The organism is Rhizobium sp. P28RR-XV, assembly GCF_012641385.1.
GTDB lineage: Bacteria > Pseudomonadota > Alphaproteobacteria > Rhizobiales > Rhizobiaceae > Rhizobium.
The window spans coordinates 331,506-353,138 of the sequence record NZ_JABAIG010000004.1 but is presented as its reverse complement, the minus strand read 5'-3'; the positions used below and the strand labels follow the sequence as shown (position 1 = coordinate 353,138).

Annotated in this window: 19 protein-coding genes; 5 read left to right on the top strand and 14 right to left on the bottom strand. The window is 61.5% G+C overall.

The genetic code is table 11. The features are described from left to right. Window positions 1–178: 178 nt before the first annotated feature. The 3 genes from HGP12_RS11075 to HGP12_RS11065 are packed head-to-tail and all read right to left on the bottom strand — an operon-like array spanning window position 179 to window position 4,122. Window positions 179–1,204, bottom strand: coding sequence for a hydroxyacid dehydrogenase (locus tag HGP12_RS11075; RefSeq protein ID WP_168878760.1), 1,026 nt, complete (start codon window positions 1,202–1,204; stop codon window positions 179–181). Beyond that, the gene (locus tag HGP12_RS11070; RefSeq protein ID WP_168878759.1) at window positions 1,201–3,057 is read right to left on the bottom strand and encodes a DUF2264 domain-containing protein; all 1,857 of its coding nucleotides are present in this window, start codon (window positions 3,055–3,057) and stop codon (window positions 1,201–1,203) included. Before HGP12_RS11070 ends, HGP12_RS11075 begins: the two co-directional genes overlap by 4 nt. 42 nt (window positions 3,058–3,099) lie before the next feature. Continuing rightward, complete coding sequence (locus HGP12_RS11065; protein ID WP_168839768.1) at window positions 3,100–4,122, bottom strand: LacI family DNA-binding transcriptional regulator; 1,023 nt, start codon at window positions 4,120–4,122, stop codon at window positions 3,100–3,102. Between the two features lie 151 nt (window positions 4,123–4,273). Between HGP12_RS11065 and HGP12_RS11060 the strand changes: the two genes are divergently transcribed. After that, complete coding sequence (locus HGP12_RS11060; protein ID WP_168878758.1) at window positions 4,274–5,569, top strand: ABC transporter substrate-binding protein; 1,296 nt, start codon at window positions 4,274–4,276, stop codon at window positions 5,567–5,569. Between the two features lie 243 nt (window positions 5,570–5,812). On the opposite strand, the gene HGP12_RS11055 is transcribed toward HGP12_RS11060, so the two are convergent. From HGP12_RS11055 to HGP12_RS11010, 10 genes are all read right to left on the bottom strand, one after another. After that, window positions 5,813–6,673 (bottom strand): HAD family acid phosphatase, encoded by an 861-nt coding sequence (locus HGP12_RS11055; protein WP_168878757.1) that lies wholly within the window; start codon window positions 6,671–6,673, stop codon window positions 5,813–5,815. A gap of 212 nt (window positions 6,674–6,885) precedes the next feature. After that, complete coding sequence (locus HGP12_RS11050; protein WP_168878756.1) at window positions 6,886–8,616, bottom strand: ABC transporter substrate-binding protein; 1,731 nt, start codon at window positions 8,614–8,616, stop codon at window positions 6,886–6,888. A 68-nt stretch (window positions 8,617–8,684) separates the two neighbouring features. Then, on the bottom strand, window positions 8,685–8,951 hold the full coding sequence (locus HGP12_RS11045) for a DUF2160 domain-containing protein (protein ID WP_168840073.1): 267 nt from the start codon (window positions 8,949–8,951) through the stop codon (window positions 8,685–8,687). A gap of 32 nt (window positions 8,952–8,983) precedes the next feature. After that, window positions 8,984–9,856: a carbohydrate ABC transporter permease gene (locus HGP12_RS11040; protein WP_246703326.1), complete on the bottom strand. Its 873-nt coding sequence runs from the start codon at window positions 9,854–9,856 to the stop codon at window positions 8,984–8,986. A 47-nt stretch (window positions 9,857–9,903) separates the two neighbouring features. Further along, window positions 9,904–10,776: a carbohydrate ABC transporter permease gene (locus tag HGP12_RS11035; protein WP_168839773.1), complete on the bottom strand. Its 873-nt coding sequence runs from the start codon at window positions 10,774–10,776 to the stop codon at window positions 9,904–9,906. Window positions 10,777–10,778: 2 nt separating this feature from the next. Then, window positions 10,779–11,849 (bottom strand): ABC transporter ATP-binding protein, encoded by a 1,071-nt coding sequence (locus tag HGP12_RS11030; RefSeq protein ID WP_168839774.1) that lies wholly within the window; start codon window positions 11,847–11,849, stop codon window positions 10,779–10,781. 9 nt (window positions 11,850–11,858) lie between these two features. Continuing rightward, window positions 11,859–12,941: an ABC transporter ATP-binding protein gene (locus tag HGP12_RS11025; RefSeq protein WP_168878755.1), complete on the bottom strand. Its 1,083-nt coding sequence runs from the start codon at window positions 12,939–12,941 to the stop codon at window positions 11,859–11,861. Window positions 12,942–13,696: 755 nt separating this feature from the next. Then, entirely contained in the window at window positions 13,697–14,338 is a 642-nt protein-coding gene (locus HGP12_RS11020) for a ThuA domain-containing protein (RefSeq protein WP_068389995.1), read from the bottom strand. A gap of 24 nt (window positions 14,339–14,362) precedes the next feature. Continuing rightward, a complete protein-coding gene (locus tag HGP12_RS11015; RefSeq protein ID WP_168878754.1) occupies window positions 14,363–15,463 on the bottom strand; it encodes a Gfo/Idh/MocA family protein in 1,101 nt (366 codons plus the stop codon). Between the two features lie 102 nt (window positions 15,464–15,565). After that, window positions 15,566–16,768, bottom strand: coding sequence for an ROK family transcriptional regulator (locus HGP12_RS11010; protein ID WP_168839777.1), 1,203 nt, complete (start codon window positions 16,766–16,768; stop codon window positions 15,566–15,568). A 220-nt stretch (window positions 16,769–16,988) separates the two neighbouring features. Between HGP12_RS11010 and HGP12_RS11005 the strand changes: the two genes are divergently transcribed. The 4 genes from HGP12_RS11005 to HGP12_RS10990 all read left to right on the top strand — a co-directional run bounded on the left by HGP12_RS11005 (window position 16,989) and on the right by HGP12_RS10990 (window position 21,234). Further along, window positions 16,989–18,290, top strand: a complete 1,302-nt coding sequence (locus HGP12_RS11005) for an ABC transporter substrate-binding protein (RefSeq protein WP_168839778.1) — start codon at window positions 16,989–16,991, stop codon at window positions 18,288–18,290. 72 nt (window positions 18,291–18,362) lie between these two features. Next, window positions 18,363–19,301, top strand: a complete 939-nt coding sequence (locus HGP12_RS11000) for a carbohydrate ABC transporter permease (RefSeq protein WP_168839779.1) — start codon at window positions 18,363–18,365, stop codon at window positions 19,299–19,301. Then, complete coding sequence (locus HGP12_RS10995; protein ID WP_168839780.1) at window positions 19,294–20,142, top strand: carbohydrate ABC transporter permease; 849 nt, start codon at window positions 19,294–19,296, stop codon at window positions 20,140–20,142. Before HGP12_RS11000 ends, HGP12_RS10995 begins: the two co-directional genes overlap by 8 nt. A gap of 21 nt (window positions 20,143–20,163) precedes the next feature. Then, window positions 20,164–21,234: an ABC transporter ATP-binding protein gene (locus tag HGP12_RS10990; RefSeq protein WP_168839781.1), complete on the top strand. Its 1,071-nt coding sequence runs from the start codon at window positions 20,164–20,166 to the stop codon at window positions 21,232–21,234. Here HGP12_RS10990 and HGP12_RS10985 read toward each other — a convergent pair. Then, entirely contained in the window at window positions 21,231–21,608 is a 378-nt protein-coding gene (locus HGP12_RS10985) for a DUF427 domain-containing protein (RefSeq protein ID WP_168839782.1), read from the bottom strand. The genes HGP12_RS10990 and HGP12_RS10985 overlap by 4 nt on opposite strands. Between the last annotated feature and the right edge of the window lie 25 nt (window positions 21,609–21,633).

Genomic DNA, 21,633 nt, shown 5'->3' with positions numbered 1-21,633 from the left:
GCGCGCAAAGGACACAGCAACAACTTTGTTGGCGCATGATCCTTTGCAAAAATTCGAGGCCGAACGTTTTGCGGTCATGCGCATAGAGATTGCTAGAGCGGAATGATTAAAAACGGGTTGTTCGCCTGTGCCGAAATGGGGCGATTTCAGGGTGTTTTCATGGATTTGCTGCGTCGCGTCATGCCATCAGCGCCATGTCCTCGCGGCGGATTTCATAGAGCAGCGGCCTGCCATCGATGAAGCGGATGGCCTCGTCGATCGCCATCTCGCCGAGGCGGGTCCGTTCCAGCCCGACAGCGCCGGCGATATGCGGCGTCAGAAAGACGTTCGGCAGGTCGTAGAAGGCCGAGGTAGCCTCCGGAATTTCCGGATCGGTGACGTCGATGATCGCATCGATGCGGCCGGTCTTCAACGCGGCGATCAGGGCGGCTTCGTCGACAAGCGCGCCACGCGCGGTATTGATGAAGGTTGCTCCGTCTTTCATCAGTGCAAGGCGTTGGGCATCGATCATGTGCCGCGTCGCCGGCAGCGAGGGCGCATGCAGCGAAACGATGTCGGCTGATGCCATCAGGGCGCCCAGTTCGGTTTTCTCCACGCCCAACCCGGCCGCCTCGGCGTCGCTGACCATGGGGTCGTAAAGCAAAATCCGGTAGTCGAAGGGCGAGAGCAGCTCGATCACGCGCCGGCCAATCCGCGAGGCGCCGATGATCCCGATTGTGCGGCCGTAATTGCCGATCGCTTCGGCCTGGATCGGCTGCGTCCGCTTGCGGTTGCGATCGGCGACATAGAGATCGCGAAACCGAAAGACCTTCTTGCCGGCGAAGATGATGGCGGCGAGAGTGAATTCGGCGACCGGCAGGGCATTGGCCTGGGCGGCATGGCTGACCAGGATACCGCGATCGAATAGGCCGTCTCCGAGCAGTCCTTTCACCGTGCCGGCTGCGTGAACGACCAGCTTCAGATGCGGCGCCTGGGCAAGCGCGGCGGTATCGATCGTCGGAGAGCCCCAGCCGGTGATCAGGATTTCGGTTTCCGCAAGCAGCTTTGTCGCGCGCTCGTCGTCGAAGCGCTGCATCGGCGCTGCATCGAGCACGCGTCCGATGGTAGCGAGACGCTGAATGAGCGCCTCCGGCAAGACATGCTGCGTGCGCGATGGCTGCATGGCAAAGGCGACGGCCGGACGGCCGGAGAGAGATTGCGTCATGGCAGGCGACCCGGCGCCTCGATGGCGCTCACCGTGATGCCCTTGTCTTTCACGAGGGTGCGCAAGGCGTCGATATCGGGCCGCGCAGGCGGCTTCGTCCAGGCGTGATCGACGGCAGCTGGATCCTTCTCCGCAAGTACGGCCGAGACGAGAGTGGTCTCGCCGGCCGGGATCGCGCCCCGCAGCTGCGGCACCAAGGTCTTCGAGACGATGAGATTGGTGTTCGGCGGTGCTTTCTGCGCGACACCCTGACGCTCGATCGTCGAACCGAGATCGAGAATACCGCTGAAATCCGCTTCACCGATGGCGTAGGCGGCCCCGGTTTCGGAAGAGAGTGTATCGGCCTCGAAATCACGTCTGGCGATAGCAAAGCCGCCTTCGGCTGTCTGCAACGGCCGCGGCGTGGTGATCTTGTGCAGGCGGATATGCCAGGGCGAGGCCGGGACGAGCCATGTTTCCACGGTCACGTCGGGCATGGGCGACCATTTGGCATAAAGCGTATCGCCGGCAAGCTTTGCCTCTTCATTGGTTTCGCGCACGCGGTAGTGCAGGCCGTCGTCGCTGAAGGCAAGCATGCTGTCGAAGGCGCCGCCGGCAAAGATGCGCTCGTCGCTTTCGACGCTGAAGCCATAGCGGGCGGAATAGGCGAATTTCGAATATTTCTCCGCGCCGAAGCGCATCTGCTGGTTTTCCTGGCCGGACGAAAGTGCGATGACATCCGCCTTGCTGCGCATCAGCACCATGCCGGGATGCTTCTGTGGGATGATAGCCGGCTCATTTTCCGGCGGCTTTTCTTCGGCGGCCCAGAACGGATGAGTCTCAGGCAGAGCCAGTGGCAGGAAGGCCTTGAAAGCCCAGTAGGGCGAGCCAGCGGAATTATAGTTTTCCGACATCAGGAGGTTGGGATAGGCAAAGCCGATCGGCAGGGTGCCATCGCGATGGGCGATCGGCTTGTCGGCCCACCAGCGCAGGTGCCGCAGGCACAGGCCCTTGATCTCGCCCCATGGCAGCGCCTCGACATCGGCAAAGGCGAGCGCCGACCAGAAGCCGGCACAGGCGAAGCGATAGGTCAGGCTGCGGCCGAAAGGGATAGTGGCGCCATCGGGTGCGAACCAATGGCGGAAATCCCTGGCGAAGAGGATTGCACGTTCGCGATAACGCTTGGCGCGGTCGTCATTGACGAGCTTAGAATAGATCAGCCCGTAAAAATGCATGGCGAAGGGAATGTAGTGATCGATGCGCCTGATATTGCCGTCGCGATACCAGCCATCGGCGATGTAGAAGCCGTCGAGTTCGTTCAGGTAGTTTTCCGTCAGGCTGCGGTCGAAGGAGGCGCCGAGCCGGTCGAGCGCGATATCCACGAAGATGCGGAAGAACTTCCAGTTGTTATCGGCATAGTCGAAGGTGCGAGCATGCTTGAGATAGGCGATCAGATTGTCGCGCGCGCGTTGATCGAGCGGCTCCCAGATCTTTTCAGGCACGAGGGCAAGCGTGAAGCCGAGGGCTGCAAGCTCGACCATGCGCTGATCGCGGCCGTTGACCGTGCCCCAATATTCCGGATGTTTCGGATCGACGCCGTTTGCGAGGCCTTCGGCGTAGCGGTCCCAATGGCGGAAGTCGCCGCCGCCGGCGCCGAGCGGCGCGAGGCCCCAGAGCGGACGGGCGAAACCTTCGAGATCGGCGGCGGCGCGATCGAAATGCGCGCCGGCGGCATCGATGCGGACGCGGGCATTGCCTTGCGAAAAATAGGGCAGCAGCGGATCGAACAGGTCAGTCAGCGCCCGACGCATGTCCGGAGGGGTCTTCAGCGGGTTGCCGGCGAGCGGATTGGTGCTGGCGGGGTCATAGATCATCGGTTCGGCTTTCTCGATCGTTTTCCGCGGCGGGATTGGACTTTAGGTTTCGGGTGGCAGCGTGCCCCCAACGACCGGCGGAACGCCGTGGCAAATCTGGCGTGCCGGCGCATCGCGGTCGCGGAAGCGCGCGATCATCAGGCCGATGGCTTCCCGGCCGAGCGCTGCGCGGTCGACGCGCATGGTTGCCAGCCGGGGATTGGTCATCAGGGCGCAGGGAAGGTCGTCGAAGCCAACGATGGCGAAATCTTCCGGTACGCGCAGGCCAGCTTCGGTCACGGCGTCGAGCACGCCGACGGCAATGAAATCGTTCATGCAGAAGGCGGCGGTATAGCCGCCTTTCTCGGCTAGGATCGCAGTCGTGGTGTCGTGGGCTTCCTGGCTGGAGCTGCCGCGAAAGTTCATCGGCACGATGCGGCCGTCAGCACCCTCCACTGAAGCGATCGCCGCCTCGAAGCCGCGGATGCGTTCGCGGATCGTCTGGCGATGCGAGCCGGTCAGATGCAGAATGCGGCGGTGGCCGGCATCGAGCAGGCGCCGGGTTGCGTTGTAGGCGCCGAAGAAATTCGCGGGCGAAACGCCGTCGAAGCGCAGCTTCGGGTCGGTGCCGTTGACGAGCACCGTTGGCGTGCCGCTTGCCTCAAGCCAGCGGCATAGCTCTTCCGAAGGGTCGATGCCGACGAGAAAGAGGCCTTCGGCGCCGGCGGCCTGCAGATATTCCTTTACCAGCTCCGGCTCGGTCCTTGCCTCGCGGATGAGACGGATGTCGAAGCGCATGCCGCGCTCGGCGGCGCCTGCGCGCAGGCCTTCCAGAATGCCTTCATAGAAAACGCTCAAGCCTCCGGTGACGCTGTCGCTTGCAATCAGCGCCAGTCCACCTGAGATCGTCTCGGTCGCCGTTTTCAGCGGATAGCCGAGATCGCTCGCGACCTTGAAGATATGCTGACGGATCGTCTCGCTGATGCCGGGCTCGTTGGTGAGAACCCGCGACACCGTCGAAACGGAGACGCCGGCGGCTGTGGCAATATCAGCCTGCCGGATGCGTTTGGAGCGAATATCGTTCATGGTGCAAACGCTATGCAAAATTATGCAAATTTGCAATAGAAAGATTTTTTATTGCGCAGTGCAATGAAGTTGCATATCTTCGACCCACTTCATCCGCGAAAAGCGTCGGGGAGATCGCCGCGGATGGCAACGCAAGAGAAGGAGGAATCTCATGCGCATGAATCGCCGTTCATTCATGATCGGGGCCACTGGGGCCGCGGCCGGGCTTGCCTTCGGCGGAGGAGCGATGCCGGCGTTTGCCGATGCGACGCAGCTCAGGGCAATGTGGTGGGGCTCGCCCGATCGTGGCAAGCGCACGGTCGCCGTCGCCGAGCTGTTCCACGGCAAGAACCCGGATATTTCCATCGTCGGCGAGAGCATCAGCGGCGACGGCTACTGGGCCAAGCTCGCGACGGGAATGGCGAGCCAGAATATCGCGGACGTTTTCCAGCTCGAACCGAGCACGATCTCGGATTATTCCAAACGCGGCGCCTGCATGCCGCTCGACCAGTTCGTGCCCTCGACGCTGAATATCGACAGTTTCGGCAAGGACGTGCTGAAGCTGACCACGGTCGACAACAAGCTCTATGGCGTTGGCCTCGGGCTTAACTCCTTTGCGATGTTCTATGACGAGGACATGTTCAAGAAGACCGGCTTGACGCCGCCCGGTCCGACCACGACATGGGCCGAATATGCCGATCTCGCGGTGGAAATGACCAAGGCCGCCGGCAAGCGCGGCTATTGGGGTGGTCCTTATGGCGCACGCTACAATTATGTGCTCGACGTCTGGCTGCGCCAGCGCGGCAAGAGCCTCTTTACGGAGGAGGGTGGGCTCGGCTTCGGCGTCGACGATGCCAAGGAATGGTATAGCTACTGGGAAGACCTGCGCAAACGCGGCGGCACGGTCTCAGCCGATGTGCAGACGCTCGACCAGAACGTCATCGAGAGCAACTGCCTGGCGCTTGGCAAATCGGCCATCGGCATGGCCTATTCCAACCAGCTCGTCGGCTACCAGCTCGTGGTCAAGAGCAAGCTTGCCGTCACCATGCTGCCGCGCGAGAAGAAGGACGGTCCCTCCGGTCATTACTATCGTCCGGCGCTGATCTGGAGTGTCGGCGCCACCAGCAAGAACGGCGAAGCGGCGGCGAAATTCATCAATTTCTTCGTCAACGACATCGATGCCGGCAAGATCCTCGGTGTGGAACGTGGTGTGCCGATGTCGCCTACCGTGCGCGCCGCCCTCCTGCCCACGCTCAATCCGGTGGAGCAGCAGACGGTGCACTATATCGAGCTGCTGAAGGATCAGGTCGGTACCTATCCCGTGCCGGCGCCGCTCGGCTCCGGAGAATTCGATCAGAACGTCGCCCGCCCCGTCGCCGACCAGCTCGCCTTCGGCAAGATCACGGTCGCCGAAGCGGCGAAGCGGCTCGTGGAAGAGGGTGCGACGAAGCTGAAGCGGAAGAGTTGATTGATAGTTGGCTATATGGGTGAAGACCAAGTGAGCTCGGCTTTGCGGCAACTCCTGTGCCTGGCTCCTCACCCTAGCCCTCTCCCCGCCAAGCGGGGCGAGGGATGACTGCGCAACGTAATTGGCCTCGTCTAGCAGCAGCGTTTGGCATGCAGAGCTCCCTCCCCCGCTCTGCGGGGTGAGGGGCGAGGCAAAGAATTGCCATAAGCGCGAATTCGCCTGACAGTCTTTTGTCGAAGAGAGTCACTTCCCATCCCAAGGCGTCAAAGCATCCTGCTTCATCTTGCGCTGTTCTTCCGGCGGAAGCTTGTAATCGCCCTTGTACGGTGCGCTCTCGAATGAGCCATAGGTCGGGTTGGCGATGGCGATCCAGTCGTGGCCGAAATGGGCGGCGTTGGCTTCGAAGACCTTCTGGCGCTCCTCGACGGTACCCTTGTAGTCGTCGGTGAAGTCGCCGAAATTATCGCCAAACATCAGGAGAACGCGATAGTTCTTGGCGATGAAGGCGCGGCGCGTGCCCTTGGCGGAGCCCCAATCCGGCTGTTCCTTGGCGCTCAGGAAGGTGTCGACATTGTCGCCCATCGGAAAGCCGAAGCGCTTCATTTCCTCGACGGTCGGGCCTTCCTCATCGGCGGTGCGATTGGTGACGTAGAAGACCTTCACGCCTTTCGAAGCCGCATATTGGGTAAATTCTACCGCACCAGCGATCGGCTTGTCCTGCTGGGCATTGACGTATTGCGTCCAGCTCTGCGGGGTGAAGCTGGTGCCCCCCGTAATATTGTGCGCCTGGTAGGGCGAGGTGTTGAGGATGGTGTCATCGACATCGAGGATGATGGCTGGCGGGAAGTCCTGGAAACTGCCCGTCTGCTCCACGGGTGCGGCGGTCCAGCTCTTGTCGGCCAATGCTTCGTCGAGCCTGATGCGACCGAGCGTATAGGCGCCGAGCGCGTTGGCCTGCGCCTCGACCGAGGTTTGGTCCCAGAGAACCGCATTGAGATTGTCGTCGGGCGACGGTGCCGGCAGATCGGCGCCCAGGGCCGGCAGGGCGGCGACAAGGCCAATGGCGGTGACGAGCGTTCGGCGCCCAAAAAATCCGTTTCTCACGTTGCTCTCCTTATCCAGAAATCCACGAAGTATATCAATGAGTTCTGACGTACGCAGGTGTTGTGACCCGGATAAGGATAGTTCGCGCTCGCGGGAAATGTGTCAAGGCTGTGACAATCATCGCGGCTTTATTTTTGCGGAGTCTTGATTCTGACGAAAAATGCCGGAGCTCCTTCGAGCCCCGGCATTCGTATAGCGTCGATGAGCCTGGTTTATTTCGCCGCGTCAGCCCAGCTCTTGACCAGCTCGTCGTAGTTGACGGTGACCGGTTTTTCCTTCTCGTTGGCGATCTTCAGCTGCGGAGCGAGATGACCGTTCTTGACGGCATCGGCGTTCCAGTAGGCAAGATCGTGCTCTTCGGCGAGCTTCGGGCCGATATCGCCCTGAACGCCCGCGCGTTCGATGCGCTGCATTACCTTTTCCTGGTCGGCGCAGAGTGCATCCATGGCGCCCTGGGCGTCCTTGGCGCCCGATGCGGCATCGCCGATCGCCTGCCACCAGAGCTGAGCCAGCTTCGGATAGTCAGGAACGTTGGTGCCGGTCGGCGACCACTGCACGCGGGCCGGCGAGCGATAGAACTCGATCAGGCCGCCGAGTTCAGGCGCGCGCTTGGTGAAGCTCTTGTCGCGGATGGTGGATTCGCGGATGAAGGTGAGGCCGACATGGCTCTTCTTCACATCCACCGTCTTCGACGTCACGAACTGCGCATAGAGCCACGCGGCCTTGGCGCGGTCGACCGGGGTCGACTTCATCAGCGTCCAGGAACCGACGTCCTGATAGCCGAGCTTCATGCCGTCCTTCCAGTAGACGCCATGCGGAGACGGCGCCATGCGCCATTTCGGCGTGCCATCGGCGTTCATGACCGGCAGGCCGGGCTTGACCATGTCGGCGGTGAAGGCCGTGTACCAGAAGATCTGCTGGGCGATATTGCCCTGCGACGGAACCGGACCGGATTCCGAGAAGGTCATGCCCTGTGCTTCCGCCGGAGCGTAAGCCTTCAGCCAGTCGAGATACTTCTGGATCGAATAGACGGCGGCTGGTCCGTTGGTATCGCCGCCACGTGCGACGCAGGAGCCGACAGGACGCGAATTGGCATCGACCTTGATGCCCCATTCGTCGACCGGCAGACCGTTCGGCAGGCCCTTGTCGCCGTTGCCGGCCATGGAAAGCCAGGCGTCGGTGAAGCGCCAGCCGAGCGACGGGTCCTTCTTGCCATAGTCCATATGGCCGAAGACCTTCTTGCCGTCGACATCGCGGCCGGTGAAGAATTGCGCGATATCCTCATAGGCCGACCAGTTGACCGGCACGCCGAGTTCGTAGCCGTATTTCGCCTTGAAGTCCGCCTTGTTCTTCGGGTCGTTGAACCAGTCGTAGCGGAACCAGTAGAGGTTGGCGAACTGCTGGTCCGGGAGCTGATAGAGCTTCTTGTCGGGAGCGGTGGTGAAGCTGGTGCCGATGAAATCGGCGACATCGAGATTGGGATTGGTGACGTCCTTGCCCTCGCCAGCCATCCAATCCGTCAGGTTGCGCACCTGCTTGTAGCGCCAATGCGTACCGATCAGGTCGGAATCGTTGACCCAGCCGTCATAGAGGTTCTGACCGGTCTGCATCTGCGTCTGGATCTTCTCGACGACGTCGCCTTCCTGGATGACGTCGTGGGTGACCTTGATGCCGGTGATGGCGGTGAAGGCCGGCGCGAGAACCTGCGATTCATACTGGTGGGTCGTCAGCGTTTCCGAAGCGACCTTGATTTCCATGCCCTGGAAAGGCTTGGCCGCATCGACGAACCATTGCATTTCCTTTTCCTGGTCGGCGCGCGAGAGCGTCGAAAGATCGCCGATCTCCTTGTCCAGGAATGTCTTGGCCTCGTTCATGCCGGCGTTGGCCGTGCCGGCCAAGGCCAGCAGGGCGACAGCCGTCGTCGTCAAGAGATGTCTTCGCATATATTCCTCCCTACAGGTTGCGAGTGCATTTCGGAACAGCCGGATTACCGGCCGCCGTATCGGTTGCTTCAGACCAGACGGAAAACGCCGGCGGCGTAGACCACGGAGAGAGCAAGAGCCCACCACAGGCTGGGGCCTCCCAGGCCCAGCCAAGCGAGATGGATGAAGGCGGCGCCGAGCAGCGAGATGAACAGCCGGTCGCCGCGCGTTGTTTCGAAGCGCAGGATGCCGAGGCGCGGATTGCCGCCGGGCGAAAAATATTCCCAGACCGCCATGCCGATCAAAAGCAGCAGGATCGTCGCGAAAAAGAGCGCCGTCGGCAGTGTCCAGGCCATCCAGGAAAAGTCAGTATTCACAGCGGTTTCCTTCAGACGCGGCCGAGCGCGAAGCCCTTGGCGATGTAGTTGCGGACGAAATAGATCACGAGCGCGCCTGGGATCAGCGTCAGCACGCCGGCGGCGGCAAGCAGGCCCCAGTCCATGCCGGCAGCCGAGACCGTGCGCGTCATGATGGCGGCGATCGGCTTGGCGTCGGTCGTCGTCAAGGTGCGGGCGATCAGCAGCTCCACCCAGGAGAACATGAAGCAGAAGAAGGCGGCGACGCCGATGCCGCTTGCGATCAGCGGAATGAAGATCTTGATGAAGAAGCGCGGGAACGAATAGCCGTCGATATAGGCCGTCTCGTCGATCTCCTTCGGCACGCCGGACATGAAGCCTTCGAGGATCCAGACCGCCAGCGGCACGTTGAACAGGCAATGCGCCAGCGCTACGGCGATATGGGTGTCGATCAGGCCGAAGGCCGAATAGAGCTGGAAGAACGGCAGGGCGAAGACCGCCGGTGGCGCCATGCGGTTCGTCAGCAGCCAGAAGAAGACATGCTTGTCGCCGAGGAAGCGGTAGCGCGAGAAGGCGTAGGCCGCCGGAAGAGCGCACGCAACCGAGATCACCATGTTCATGACGACATAGGTAATCGAGTTGATGTAGCCCTTGTACCAGGACGGATCGGTGAAGATGATCGCGTAGTTGCGCAGCGTCGGCTCATGCGGATAGAGCGTCAACCCGCCGATGATCTCCTCATTCGTCTTGAAGCTCATATTGACGAGCCAGTAGATCGGCAGCAGCAGGAAGACGATGTAGATTGCCGGCACCAGCCAGGACCAGCGCCCTTTTTCGCCCTGGCGGCGGCTGACCTGCGCGCCCGCCGCGGCAACGACATTTGCGGCGGCATCCGACGCTGCCATCTTGTGCATCGCGGCGTCATCGGCCGTGGTGGAGAAGGATTTGCCGCTCATCGGCGTTCTCCCGCATCGTAATTGGTCATGACGGTGTAGAAGACCCAGGACAGCAGGAGCACGATCAGGAAGTAGATCAGCGACATGGCTGCCGCCGGGCCGAGGTCGAACTGGCCGAGCGCCACCTTCACGAGATCGATCGACAGGAAGGTCGTCGAATTGCCGGGGCCGCCGCCGGTCACGACGAAGGGTTCGGTATAGATCATGAAGCTATCCATGAAGCGCAGCAGCACGGCGATCAGCAGGACGCGGTTCATCTTCGGCAGCTGAATGTAGCGGAAGACGGACCAGCGCGAGGCGCCGTCGATCTTGGCGGCCTGGTAGAAGGCGTCGGGGATGGAGGCGAGGCCGGCATAGCAGAGCAGTACGACAAGGCTCGTCCAATGCCAGACGTCCATGATGATGATCGTCGCCCAGGCGTCGGCGGGATCGGAGACGTAATTATAGTCGATGCCGAGATTGACGAGGACATAGCCCATCAAACCGATGTCGCTGCGCCCGAAGACCTGCCAGATCGTGCCGACGACGTTCCACGGGATCAGCAGCGGCAAGGCCATCAGCACGAGGCAGACGGGAACGCCGATGCCCTTCTTCGGCATGTTGAGGGCGATGAAGATGCCGAGCGGCACTTCGATCGCCAGGATGACGAAGGAGAAGATCAGGTTGCGGATCATCGAATCCCAGAAGCGGCCGGAATGGAGGATCTCTTCGAACCACTGCGTGCCCGCCCAGAAGAAGACGTTGTTGCCGAACGTGTCCTGCACCGAGTAGTTCACCACCGTCATCAGCGGAATGACGGCGGAAAAGCCGACCAGCAGCAGAACCGGAATGAGCATGAACCAGGCTTTGTTGTTCCAGGTCTTCTCCATCGTCAGGCTCCCATCTCGATGCGCCAGGAGTCGGCGTAGATATTGATGCCGGCCGGGTCGAAAGCGATGTGCGGCTCGGCCGGCACCGTCTGGTCCTCGCCGATGACGGCGACGATATCCTGGCCGTCCAGCTTGGCGCGGACCACCTTGCGGCGGCCGAGATCTTCGACCTTGGTCACTGTCGCGGGCATGCCCTCGCGGCCGATGCGGACAAATTCGGGGCGGATGCCGAGTTCGGAGCGGCCGGTGCGCTTTTCCAGCGGCGCGCCGGGCAACGCGATCGTGCGGCTGCCGATGCGCGCGCTGCTGCCTTCGATTTCGACGGGCATGACGTTCATGCCGGGCGAGCCGATGAAATAGCCGACGAAGGTATGGCGCGGGCGCTCAAACAGGTCGTTCGGCGTGCCGATCTGCACCACTTCGCCATTGTACATGACCACCACCTTGTCGGCGAAGGTCAGCGCCTCCGTCTGGTCGTGGGTCACATAGACCATGGTGAAGCCGAAGCGGCGGTGCAGCTGCTTCAGCTGCGAGCGCAGCACCCATTTCATATGCGGATCGATGACGGTCAGCGGCTCGTCGAACAGGATGGCGTTGACATCGGAGCGCACGAGGCCGCGGCCGAGCGAGATCTTCTGCTTGGCATCGGCGGTGAGCCCGCGCGCCTTGCGATGGGCACTGTCGGAAAGGCCGATCATCTCGATGATCTCATCGACCTTGCGCTTGACCTCGGCTTCCGGAACATGCCGGTTGCGCAGCGGGAAGGCGAGATTGTCGTAGACGGTCATCGTGTCGTAGACGACGGGGAACTGGAAGACCTGCGCGATGTTGCGCTCCTGGGTCGACAGCCGGGTCACGTCCTTGCCGTCGAAGAGGATGCGTCCCTCGGAGGCTTGCACCAGACCGGACACGATGTTCAACAGGGTGGTCTTGCCGCAGCCCGAGGGACCGAGCAGCGCATAGGCGCTGCCGTCTTCCCAGCTATGGTTGACTTCCTTCAGCGCATAGTCGGCGTCGGATTTCGGATGGTCGTTGTAGGCGTGCCTGATGTGATCAAGATCGATGCGGGCCATTGTCTCTCCTCAGGCGGCTTGTTGCAGGGCGGGAGTGACGGCGGCGCCTTCAGTGTCGAAGACCATGATATGGCGCGGATCGATATAGACATCGATCGCATCGTCGACATCGATATCCTGCACGCCCTGGGTCAGCATCACCCAGCGCCGGCCGGAAACGTCGATATGGATGAAGCTTTCCGAACCGGTGATCTCGGAGACGCTCACTGTTGCCGACGCGGCGACGGCTTCCGGCGTCTGCGGCGCAAGCGCCAGATGATGCGGCTGGAAGGCGATCGTGTAGCGGGCATCCGGCTGACTTTGGAGATCCTTCGGCACGGGCAGGCGGATATTGCCATCGAGCACGAATTCGCCGCCGCGCTTGTCGAGCGTAATTGTGTTCAGCGGCGGATCGGCGAAAGTGGTGGCGGTGATCAGGTCCTTCGGGTTGCGGAAAACCTCGATCGTCGGTCCGAACTGGGTGATGCGGCCTTCCGCCAAGGTTGCGGTATTGCCGCCGAGGAGCAGGGCCTCGGACGGTTCCGTCGTGGCGTAGACGAAGATCGCGCCGGATTCGGCGAAGATTTTCGGCAATTCGGCGCGCAGCTCCTCGCGCAGCTTGTAGTCGAGATTGGCAAGCGGCTCGTCGAGCAGCACCAGCCCCGCATTCTTCACGATGGCTCGCGCGAGTGCCGTGCGCTGCTGCTGGCCGCCGGAAAGGCTCAACGGGAGGCGGTCGAGGAAGGGGCCAAGGCGCAGAAGGTCGGCTGCCTTTTTGACCTCCTTGTCGATGGTCGCGGCGCTTTTGCCGCCCAGCCGCATCGGCGAGGCGATATTGTCGTAGACGGTCATCGCGGGATAATTGATGAATTGCTGGTAGACCATCGCGACGTTGCGGCGCTGCACCGGCTGGCCGGTGACGTCGGCGCCGTCGACATGAATGGTTCCCGCGGTCGGCTTGTCGAGCCCGGCCATCAGCCGCATCAGTGATGTCTTGCCCGAAAGCGTCGGTCCCAGCAGCACATTCAGCGTGCCACGCTGCAGCGTCAGGTTCGTTTCTGCGATATGCGTCTCGCCGCCGACCGACTTCGATACGCCTCTAAGTTCAAGCACGATAAATTCCTTCCATGCGTCGCATATCGATGCTGCCGCGAGGATCGCGAAGAGACTGATCCGTCCGGAAATGCCGTCGCCGGGCGGTGTCTGTTGCTGAGATTATGGTTGTCGGGAGGTGGATTGTGCCGATTTGCCTGCGGAAACATCGCGTCGGCAAGAATTGCGTCGCGCGACGTCAGTGGCGGTGCGGCCGATGCCGCAAACCATGCCGTTTTCCGTGTTGATCTGATTTTCGGACAATTATTCCTCCCCTTGTTTCGATTTGCATCCCTCACGCGAAAACCGAAACAAGAATGACGATAAATGAAGATAAAGGAATGTCAAACGAAAACTGGTCGCGTTTCAGTTTCGCTTCATGAATCTCGCTGGAGGCCTATTTCAGGGATAAATAACAAAACCGGTAACCGATTGATCGGCATTGGAAATGAAACCCAACAGGCCTCCCGGCGAGGTCTCGCGCTCCGCGTCTCTTGAGGCCCGCGGCCGCTCCTTGGCGTCGGCGGCGCGTGCGATCCGGCATCGGGTTTGCCGCCGACTATGAGACGAAAATTTGGAATGTCTGGGAATGGGCTGGCAAACGGCCGAAAGAGTGAAGGCTGCACCGCGTTTTCGCGGGAGATTCCAGCGGCGGCCCGTCCGGGCTGCTCCGGCTGCGATTTGCTCGAAGCAATGAGGCTGCGGCGGCGGCCGAGCCCGATAATCAGCCGCCCCTCAAATGATATGAGGAGCGGTTTTTTCGAAAGGGGCAGCGCTCAGCGTGCCGCCCAATTGGCGCCGCGGCGGAAGATGGTTTTCATCTGCGGCACGTCGAATTCCTTGGCCTGGTGGCCGAGCGAGGAATAGAAGACGCGGCCCTTGCCGTATTTGCGCTTCCAGGCGACCGGCATGACGACGCCGTCGATCCAGTAGGCGTGGTCACCGGTAAAGGTCGTGGTCGCCAGCACCTCGTTCGACGGATCGACATGCATGTAATATTGTTCCGACGTATAGGGGAAATCGGTGATCCCCTCCATGATCGGATCGTCCGGTCGTGTGATGTTGACCGTATAGTCGATGATGTTGCCGGGATGGGCGACCCACTGGCCGCCGATGATGAACTGATACTCGACGCTTTCGCGGAACGAGTCGCCAGCGCCGCCATGATAGCCGGCGATGCCGACGCCGCTTTCGATCGCATCGGCAAGGTTCTTCACCTCTTCCTTCTCGATCTTCGACATGGTGACGATCGGCACGATCAGGCTGAGATCGTGGATCGAGGGGTCGGCGAAGGCTTCGGTGCTGTTTTCGAGGTAGACCTTGAAGCCGTCCTCTTCCAGCATATCGCGGATGATATGGGCGCATTCCTGCGGTTCGTGGCCGCTCCAGCCGCCCCAGACAATAAGTGCTTCACGCATGATGTATCTCCTGAACTCTTTCGATTAGCGGCCGATTTTTCCGTCCACCAGGGATTCGGACAGAGGGGCCGGACGTTCGGTTTTGGTAGTAATCGTGACCGTGCGGCCGGTGTCGGAGGCCGTCTGGAAGGCTTCCATGACCTCGAGCACATGCAGCGCTAGGCTGCCATCGGCGCGGTGGGGCCGGTTGGAGCGGATGGCGTGCGCCAGATCGGCGACACCGAGCGAGCGGTAGTTGCCGTCGGCATAGGGGGCGGTGACCTCGCGCCCCTCGAACTGGCCGCCCTTTTTCAGATATTCGACAGCGCCACCGAAATGGTTCGGATCAGGCACGATCAGCGTGCCTTCCGTGCCATAGACTTCGAGCGGCACATGCTTGTGGCCGGCGACATCGAAGCTCATGCCGATCTGGACGACAGCGCCATTGGCAAAGGCCATGACGCCGGCAACATGCGTCGGCACGTGCACCGGAATGTGCTCGCCGTTGCGCGGCTCGCTGGTGATGATGCGCTCCTTGCGCGGCGTGACGGCAAAGCCGGCGACCTGGGAGACGGGACCGAGCAGGTTAACGAGGTCGGTGATGTAATAGGGACCCATGTCGAGCATCGGGCCGCCGCCGACTTCATAATAGAAAGCCGGATTCGGATGCCAGCGCTCGTGGCCGGGGCACATGAAGGTGGCGGTGCCGCCGACCGGGATGCCGATCGCGCCCTCGTCGATGATGGCGCGCGCCGTCTGATGGCCGCCGCCAAGGAAGGTGTCGGGGGCCGCGCCGATGCGCAGGCCCTTGACCGCCGCGGCATCCGCGAGTTTCTTGCCTTCGGCAAAATTGATGCCGAGCGGCTTTTCCGAATAGGTGTGCTTGCCGGCGTCCAGCGCCTGCAGGCCCACGGCAACATGCGCTTTGGGAATGGTCAGGTTGACGATAATCTCGACCGAGGGATCAGCAAGCAGGGTTGCGATATCCACGGCCTTCAGGCCGAATTCGGCAGCCTTCGCCTCGGCGAGCTCGCGATTGAGATCGGCCACGCCTTTGATGTCGAGAACGGGAAAGGATTTCATGGCGGTGAGATAGGCGCCGGAAATGTTTCCGCAGCCGATAATGCCGATGCCGACCTTGTTCATAGATTTCCTCCAGATGAATTGTCTTTGCTGTCCTGGAGCGGCTCAGCGTTTCACGGAATCGCTGAGCCGCTCTATCCTGTTGTTTCGACGCAATTCCAGTGATCAGAGGGCCGGTGCCGGTCCCGTCGTCCCCCAGGGCGATTCGTAGAGTTCGCGCAGCGCGACGACCGCGGCGCCCTGTGCCCAGGTCTCGTCGGTGGACTGGTCGAAAACGAGTTCGGTTACCCCTTTGATCGATGGCGGAATGGCCAGCGAATAGGCCTCCCGCAGGCTGTCGAGGAAGGGCTGGCCGAGCGCCAGGCTCGATCCCACAAGAATGACGCGCGGTGGGGCAAACAGCGTGACGATATTGGCAAGCGCCATGCCGCAGGCTTCGCCGGCGCGGATTGCCGCATTGATCAGCGAGATGTCTTCGGCGTCTATCAGCGTCTTGGCATGCGCCATGCCCCGACCGAGACGGATGGCTTCGGCAAAACGGCCGCTTGGCTGATCGCCGAGAATGGCGCTTTCGCCGGCAAGACTTGCCAGGCGGATGATGCCTTGCGGACCCATGCCGAGCACGAGATCGCCGAGATTGTGGCTGAGGCCGCCGGCGCCACGAAAGAGCTGGCCGCCATGCAGCACGCCGAGCCCCAGCGTCTGTTCCAGCGACACCAGCACCATGTCGTCCAGGTCTCTCGCCTTGCCGAACCAGTGATGGGCGAGCGTGATCGCATGCGCGTCGCTTTCGACGATGGTGATCACGCCCAACCGCTCGGACATTTCCTTGGCGAAATCGACGCCGGTTTCGCGAAAGATCGGGCTGGTGCGCACATGGCCGGTGCGATGTTCGATGACGCCGGGCAGGCCGAGGCAGACGGAATCGATCTCGTCCAAAGCCAGATTGGCGTCGACAACGCAGCGGCGCACGCCATCCTCGATCAGATCGGCAATGACACCGATCGGCTGTCGGTCGACGCGTAGCGCCAGCGTCAGCGTGGAAAGAACCTCGCCGCGAAAGTCCGTCACGACGAAAACCATGCGGTTGGCGGCGATTTTAGCGCCGACGACGCGGGCGGCATCCGGATTGAGCTCCAGCATGACGCGCGGCCGGCCTCGAGTGGCCGCCTCGCGCAGGTCGCCCTCCGTCCGCGCTAGGATCAAGCCGTCATCCAGCAATGAGGCTGTGATCGCCGACACGGTGGTGGTCGAAAGCTGCGTGCGGTCGCTGATTTCGATACGTGCGATCGAGCCCGCCCGCCGGATCGTATCCAGCACGTTGAAGCGGTTTATCGCCCGCATAAGCTCGGGATCTGCTGTTTTCATGAGAATGGCGCCGAATGACGGACCCGCTCGGCTGCGGCCTGGTATTTTTGACGGAATGCGAATTAAATAACCTATGGTCATCGCCCAATGTCAAGCCATTTTGCCAGCAATATGCCGAAAATTTAGCGATGGTGGTTGACATTTCAGCAAAGCTCCGTTGAATTATTCCGCATAAGGGAAAAAATATTGAGGCTCTTGGTTCCCTTGGGAGGAGAAAATCATGATCCATCTACGTGGGGCCAAGGCCCTTCGCATCGCAGCTGTCGCCGCCACGACCGGCTTGGCGATCCTGGCCGGCGCGACGGGCGCTGCCGCCGACACCGTCGTCAAATGGCTGCATCTGGAAACCGATCCGAACTATGTCGCCGTCTGGCGCAAGATCGCGGATCAGTATGAGGCCAAGCATCCCGGCACGAAGATCGAGATGCAGTTTCTGGCCAACGAGGCCTTCAAGGCGAAGCTGCCGACGCTCTTGCAATCGAAGGACGCGCCCGATTTCTTCTTCAGCTGGGGCGGCGGCGTCTTGAAGCAGCAGCAGCAGACCGGCACGCTGCTGGATCTGACCGCGGCGATGAACGCCAAGGATGGCGCCTGGCTGAAAAGCTACAATCAGGCGGCCGTCAAGGGCCTGACCTTCGACAACAAGATCAGCGCTGTACCCTACAAGCTCGGCACGGTTTCCTTCTTCTATAACAAGGCGCTGTTCGCCAAGGCCGGCGTCGACGCCAATGCCATCAAGAGCTGGGACGATTATCTGGCCGCCGTCAAGAAGATCAAGGCTGCCGGCATCGCGCCGATCGCGGGCGGTGGCGGCGAGAAATGGCCGATCCATTTCTACTGGAGCTATCTGGTGATGCGCGACGGCGGTCAGCAGGTCTTCAGCGACGCCAAGAACGGCAAGGGCAACGGTTTCAACGACCCGGCCATCATCAAGGCCGGCGAACAGCTTGCCGAGCTTGGCAAGCTCGAACCCTTCCAGCCCGGCTATCTCGGCACCACCTGGCCGCAGGCGCTCGGCGTCTTCGGCGACGGCAAGGCCGCGATGATCCTCGGCTTCGAAAATACGGTTGCCAACCAGCGCACCAATTCCGGCGACGGCAAGGGTCTGACGAATGACAATATCGGCCGCTTCGCCTTCCCGGCCGTGACCGGCGGCGCTGGCCTTCCGACCGATACGCTCGGTGGCCTGAACGGCTGGGCCGTCACCAAGAAGGCCCCGCCCGAGGCGCTGGATTTCCTTGCCTATCTGACCAATGCCGAAAACGAGCGCACCATGGCGCAGGCCGGCATGATCATCCCGGTCGCCGTCGGCGCCGAAGATGGCGTCAAGGGTCCGCTGATGCACGAAGCTGCCGACCAGCTGGCGCATTCGACCTGGCACCAGAATTTCTTCGACCAGGATCTCGGCCCCTCGGTCGGCCGCGTCGTCAACGATGTGGCCGTCGGCATCGTCTCCGGCCAGATTTCGCCGAAGGATGGCGCGCAGCAGGTCCAGGACGCCTTCGAACAGGACCAGCTCTAGCGGCATCCGGCGCCGGCCGCTCCCTTGTGCCGGCGCCGGTTTTTCCTTGAATTGTAACTGTCGAGACCGCCCATGACCGATGTCAGCGCCACGACCGCCATGCCTTCCGTCGCAAGAGCGAGGCCGGCTGCAAAACGAAAATCGCCGGCCGCGCGCGGCCGCCTGCCCGTCATCCTGCTGTTCCTGCCGCCGGCGCTGCTGCTCTTTACCATCTTCGTCATCCTGCCGATGGGGGAGGCGGCCTGGTACAGCCTTTATCGCTGGAACGGCTACGGCCCGCCGACGGAGTTCGTGGGCTTGCGCAATTTCCAGGTGCTCTTCAAGAACGGCGCCTTCCTGACGTCGCTGAAGAACAATGCGCTCATCATCCTGATTTCGATCGCCATCCAGGTGCCGCTTGCCATCTGGCTCGCGACGATGCTGGCGCACCGCATTCGCGGCGTCGTGCTCTTCCGGCTGATCTTCTTCTTGCCTTACGTGCTGGCCGAAGTGGCCGCCGGCCTGATCTGGCGCTTCGTCTATGACGGCGATTACGGCCTGTTTGCCGCGATCGCGCAATTCCTCGGCACGCCGACGCCCTATGTACTCGCCGACAAGGACCTGGCGATGTATGCCGTGCTCGGCGTGATCGTGTGGAAATATTTCGGCTTCCATATGATGCTGTTCATCGCCGGCATGCAGTCGCTGGACAAGAGCGTGCTGGAGGCGGCCGAGATCGACGGCGCGACCGGCTGGCAGAAGTTCCGTTACGTGACGCTGCCGCTGCTCGGCTCGACGCTGCGTCTTTCCGTCTTCTTCGCAGTCGTGGGATCGCTGCAGCTTTTCGACATGATCATGCCGCTCACCGGCGGCGGCCCGTTCAACTCGACGCAGACGATGGTGACCTTCCTCTACAATTTCGGCGTTACGCGCATGCAGGTCGGCCTCGGCAGCGCCGTCGGCGTCGTGCTGTTCGTGATCTGCGTCACCCTCGCCTTCGGCTACAAACGGATATTTATGCGCAATGACTGATATCGCTTCATCCGTTCGACTGACCACCGGCACGAAGATCTATCTTTATGTGTCGCTGACCCTCATTGCCGCCATCGTGCTGATCCCGCTGCTGACGACTGCGCTCGGCGGCTTCAAGACGCTCGGCGATCTCCGCACCAATCCGTTCGGCCTGCCGGTCGAGTGGCATTTCGAGAATTATACCGGCATCCTGTTCGGCGACCGCTATTGGCGGCAGATGATGAATTCCCTGATCATCGCCGTTCTCACCGTGTTCCTGACGCTGTCGGTCTCGGCCATGGCCGCCTTCGCCTTCGCGCATGTAAAATTCTTCGGCTCGAACTTCCTCTTGAACTATTTCCTCATCGGCCTGATGTTCCCGGCCGCCACCGCCATCCTGCCGCTCTTCATCCGCATCCGCGATCTCGGCCTGCTCAACACCTATTGGGGCGTAGTGCTGCCGCAGGTGGCTTTCGGTCTCGGCATGAGCATCCTTCTCTTCCGGAACTATTTTCGAAACCTTCCGGAAGAATTGTTCCAGGCGGCCTTTGTCGATGGTTGCGGCTATATCCGTTTCTTCTGGCATATTTCATTGCCGCTCTCGCGGCCGATCATCGCGACCGTCAGCATCATTTCCTTCGTCGGCAGCTGGAACAGCTACATCCTGCCGCTGATCATGCTGAACTCGGACTCGATCTATCCCTGGCCGCTCGGCATGATGGTCTATAGCGGCGAATTCGGCACGGAATGGGAGCTGGTGCTCGCCTTCATCACGCTGACCATCCTGCCCACCGTCATCGTCTTCTTCCTGGCGCAGAAGCACATCATTGCCGGCCTCACCGCCGGCGCGGTGAAATCCTGAGCCTTATTGGAGCACAAACAAATGGCATCCGTCGAACTGCACAACATCCACAAGGCCTATGGGGCGCTGACCGTCATCCACGATATCTCACTGGCGATCGAGGACGGCGAGTTCATCGCGCTCGTCGGTCCCTCCGGCTGTGGCAAGTCCACCCTGCTGCGGATGATCGCCGGGCTTGAGGAAATCACCGATGGCGACGTGTCGATCGGCGGGCAGGTGGTTAACGCCATGACGCCGCGCGAGCGCAACATCGCCATGGTCTTCCAGTCCTACGCACTTTATCCGCATATGACGGTCGCCGAGAATATGGGCTTCAACCTGAAGCTCTCGGGCGAGACCAAGCCGGTCATCGAGCAGCGGGTCAACGAAGCTGCGCGCATGCTCGATCTCACCAAGCTGCTCGACCGCAAGCCGGCGCAGCTTTCCGGCGGCCAGCGCCAGCGTGTCGCCATGGGCCGCGCCATCGTGCGCAATCCCGCCGTCTTCCTGTTCGACGAGCCGCTCTCCAACCTCGATGCGAAACTGCGTGTACAGATGCGCTCGGAAATCAAGGCGCTGCATCAGAAGGTGCAGACCACCTCGATCTACGTCACCCATGACCAGATCGAGGCGATGACGCTGGCAGACCGCATCGTCGTGCTGAACCAGGGCCGGATCGAGCAGCAGGGCACGCCGATCGAACTTTACCGCAAACCGGCCAATCTCTTCGTCGCCGGCTTCATCGGCTCGCCGGCCATGAATTTCCTCGACGGCGTGGTCGAAGGTATCGAGGGCTCCCCTGCCGTGCGGCTGAAGGACAGTACGCCGGTGCGCATTGCCGGAGAACGCAAGGTGAAGGCGGGCCAGAGCGTGAAGATCGGCCTCAGGCCGGAGCATCTGAGCCTTGCCAGCAACGGCTCGCCGCTCACCGGCCAGACTTTGCTGGTCGAGCCGACGGGCGCGCAGATGCATGTGCTCTTCGACCTCGCGGGCGAGCAGGTGACGGCCGTGGTCGATGGCGAGGCGCCGGTGCGCTACGGGCAGCCGCTGAATGTCTCGGTGAGCCCGGAGCAGGTCTATGTCTTCGACGCGTCGAGCGGCCTTGCTCTTTAGGTGATGATATCGATCGAATCGACGCGATCCGGATAGAAGGCCATGTGGTCCTTGATCCGGCTGACGGACGCATAGGGATTTTCATAGGTCCAGATCGCGTTCACCGAACGCTCGCCGCCGGCCGGGATGCTGTAATACGAGCATTCGCCCTTGTAGGGGCAGTAGGTCTTGTGGCTGGTCCTTTGCAGCAAGGACATGTCGACATCGCTACGGGGAATGTAGAGGACGGCCGGATAGGATGCCTCCTTGAGCGACAGCGCCTCATGCGTGTCGGCAATCATCTTGCCGGCGACGGAGACGGTGACATGGGCATACTTCTCTTCGATCGTGATGGGGTGATCTGGACCGGGGATTTTGACCAGCTTTTCGGACATTTTTGCTCTCCGCAGCTTTGATAAT

What these genes read in the sequence shown, in the direction of transcription:
- HGP12_RS10990 (WP_168839781.1), top strand. Translation starts at nt 20,164, where the DNA reads ATGGCATCCGTCGAACTGCACAACATCCACAAGGCCTATGGGGCGCTG.
- HGP12_RS10995 (WP_168839780.1), top strand. Translation starts at nt 19,294, where the DNA reads ATGACTGATATCGCTTCATCCGTTCGACTGACCACCGGCACGAAGATC.
- HGP12_RS11015 (WP_168878754.1), bottom strand. Translation starts at nt 15,463, where the DNA reads ATGAACAAGGTCGGCATCGGCATTATCGGCTGCGGAAACATTTCCGGC.
- HGP12_RS11050 (WP_168878756.1), bottom strand. Translation starts at nt 8,616, where the DNA reads ATGCGAAGACATCTCTTGACGACGACGGCTGTCGCCCTGCTGGCCTTG.
- HGP12_RS11020 (WP_068389995.1), bottom strand. Translation starts at nt 14,338, where the DNA reads ATGCGTGAAGCACTTATTGTCTGGGGCGGCTGGAGCGGCCACGAACCG.
- HGP12_RS11070 (WP_168878759.1), bottom strand. Translation starts at nt 3,057, where the DNA reads ATGATCTATGACCCCGCCAGCACCAATCCGCTCGCCGGCAACCCGCTG.
- HGP12_RS11065 (WP_168839768.1), bottom strand. Translation starts at nt 4,122, where the DNA reads ATGAACGATATTCGCTCCAAACGCATCCGGCAGGCTGATATTGCCACA.
- HGP12_RS11000 (WP_168839779.1), top strand. Translation starts at nt 18,363, where the DNA reads ATGACCGATGTCAGCGCCACGACCGCCATGCCTTCCGTCGCAAGAGCG.
- HGP12_RS11005 (WP_168839778.1), top strand. Translation starts at nt 16,989, where the DNA reads ATGATCCATCTACGTGGGGCCAAGGCCCTTCGCATCGCAGCTGTCGCC.
- HGP12_RS11030 (WP_168839774.1), bottom strand. Translation starts at nt 11,849, where the DNA reads ATGGCCCGCATCGATCTTGATCACATCAGGCACGCCTACAACGACCAT.
- HGP12_RS11075 (WP_168878760.1), bottom strand. Translation starts at nt 1,204, where the DNA reads ATGACGCAATCTCTCTCCGGCCGTCCGGCCGTCGCCTTTGCCATGCAG.
- HGP12_RS10985 (WP_168839782.1), bottom strand. Translation starts at nt 21,608, where the DNA reads ATGTCCGAAAAGCTGGTCAAAATCCCCGGTCCAGATCACCCCATCACG.
- HGP12_RS11045 (WP_168840073.1), bottom strand. Translation starts at nt 8,951, where the DNA reads ATGGCCTGGACACTGCCGACGGCGCTCTTTTTCGCGACGATCCTGCTG.
- HGP12_RS11010 (WP_168839777.1), bottom strand. Translation starts at nt 16,768, where the DNA reads ATGAAAACAGCAGATCCCGAGCTTATGCGGGCGATAAACCGCTTCAAC.
- HGP12_RS11060 (WP_168878758.1), top strand. Translation starts at nt 4,274, where the DNA reads ATGCGCATGAATCGCCGTTCATTCATGATCGGGGCCACTGGGGCCGCG.
- HGP12_RS11035 (WP_168839773.1), bottom strand. Translation starts at nt 10,776, where the DNA reads ATGGAGAAGACCTGGAACAACAAAGCCTGGTTCATGCTCATTCCGGTT.
- HGP12_RS11040 (WP_246703326.1), bottom strand. Translation starts at nt 9,856, where the DNA reads ATGGCAGCGTCGGATGCCGCCGCAAATGTCGTTGCCGCGGCGGGCGCG.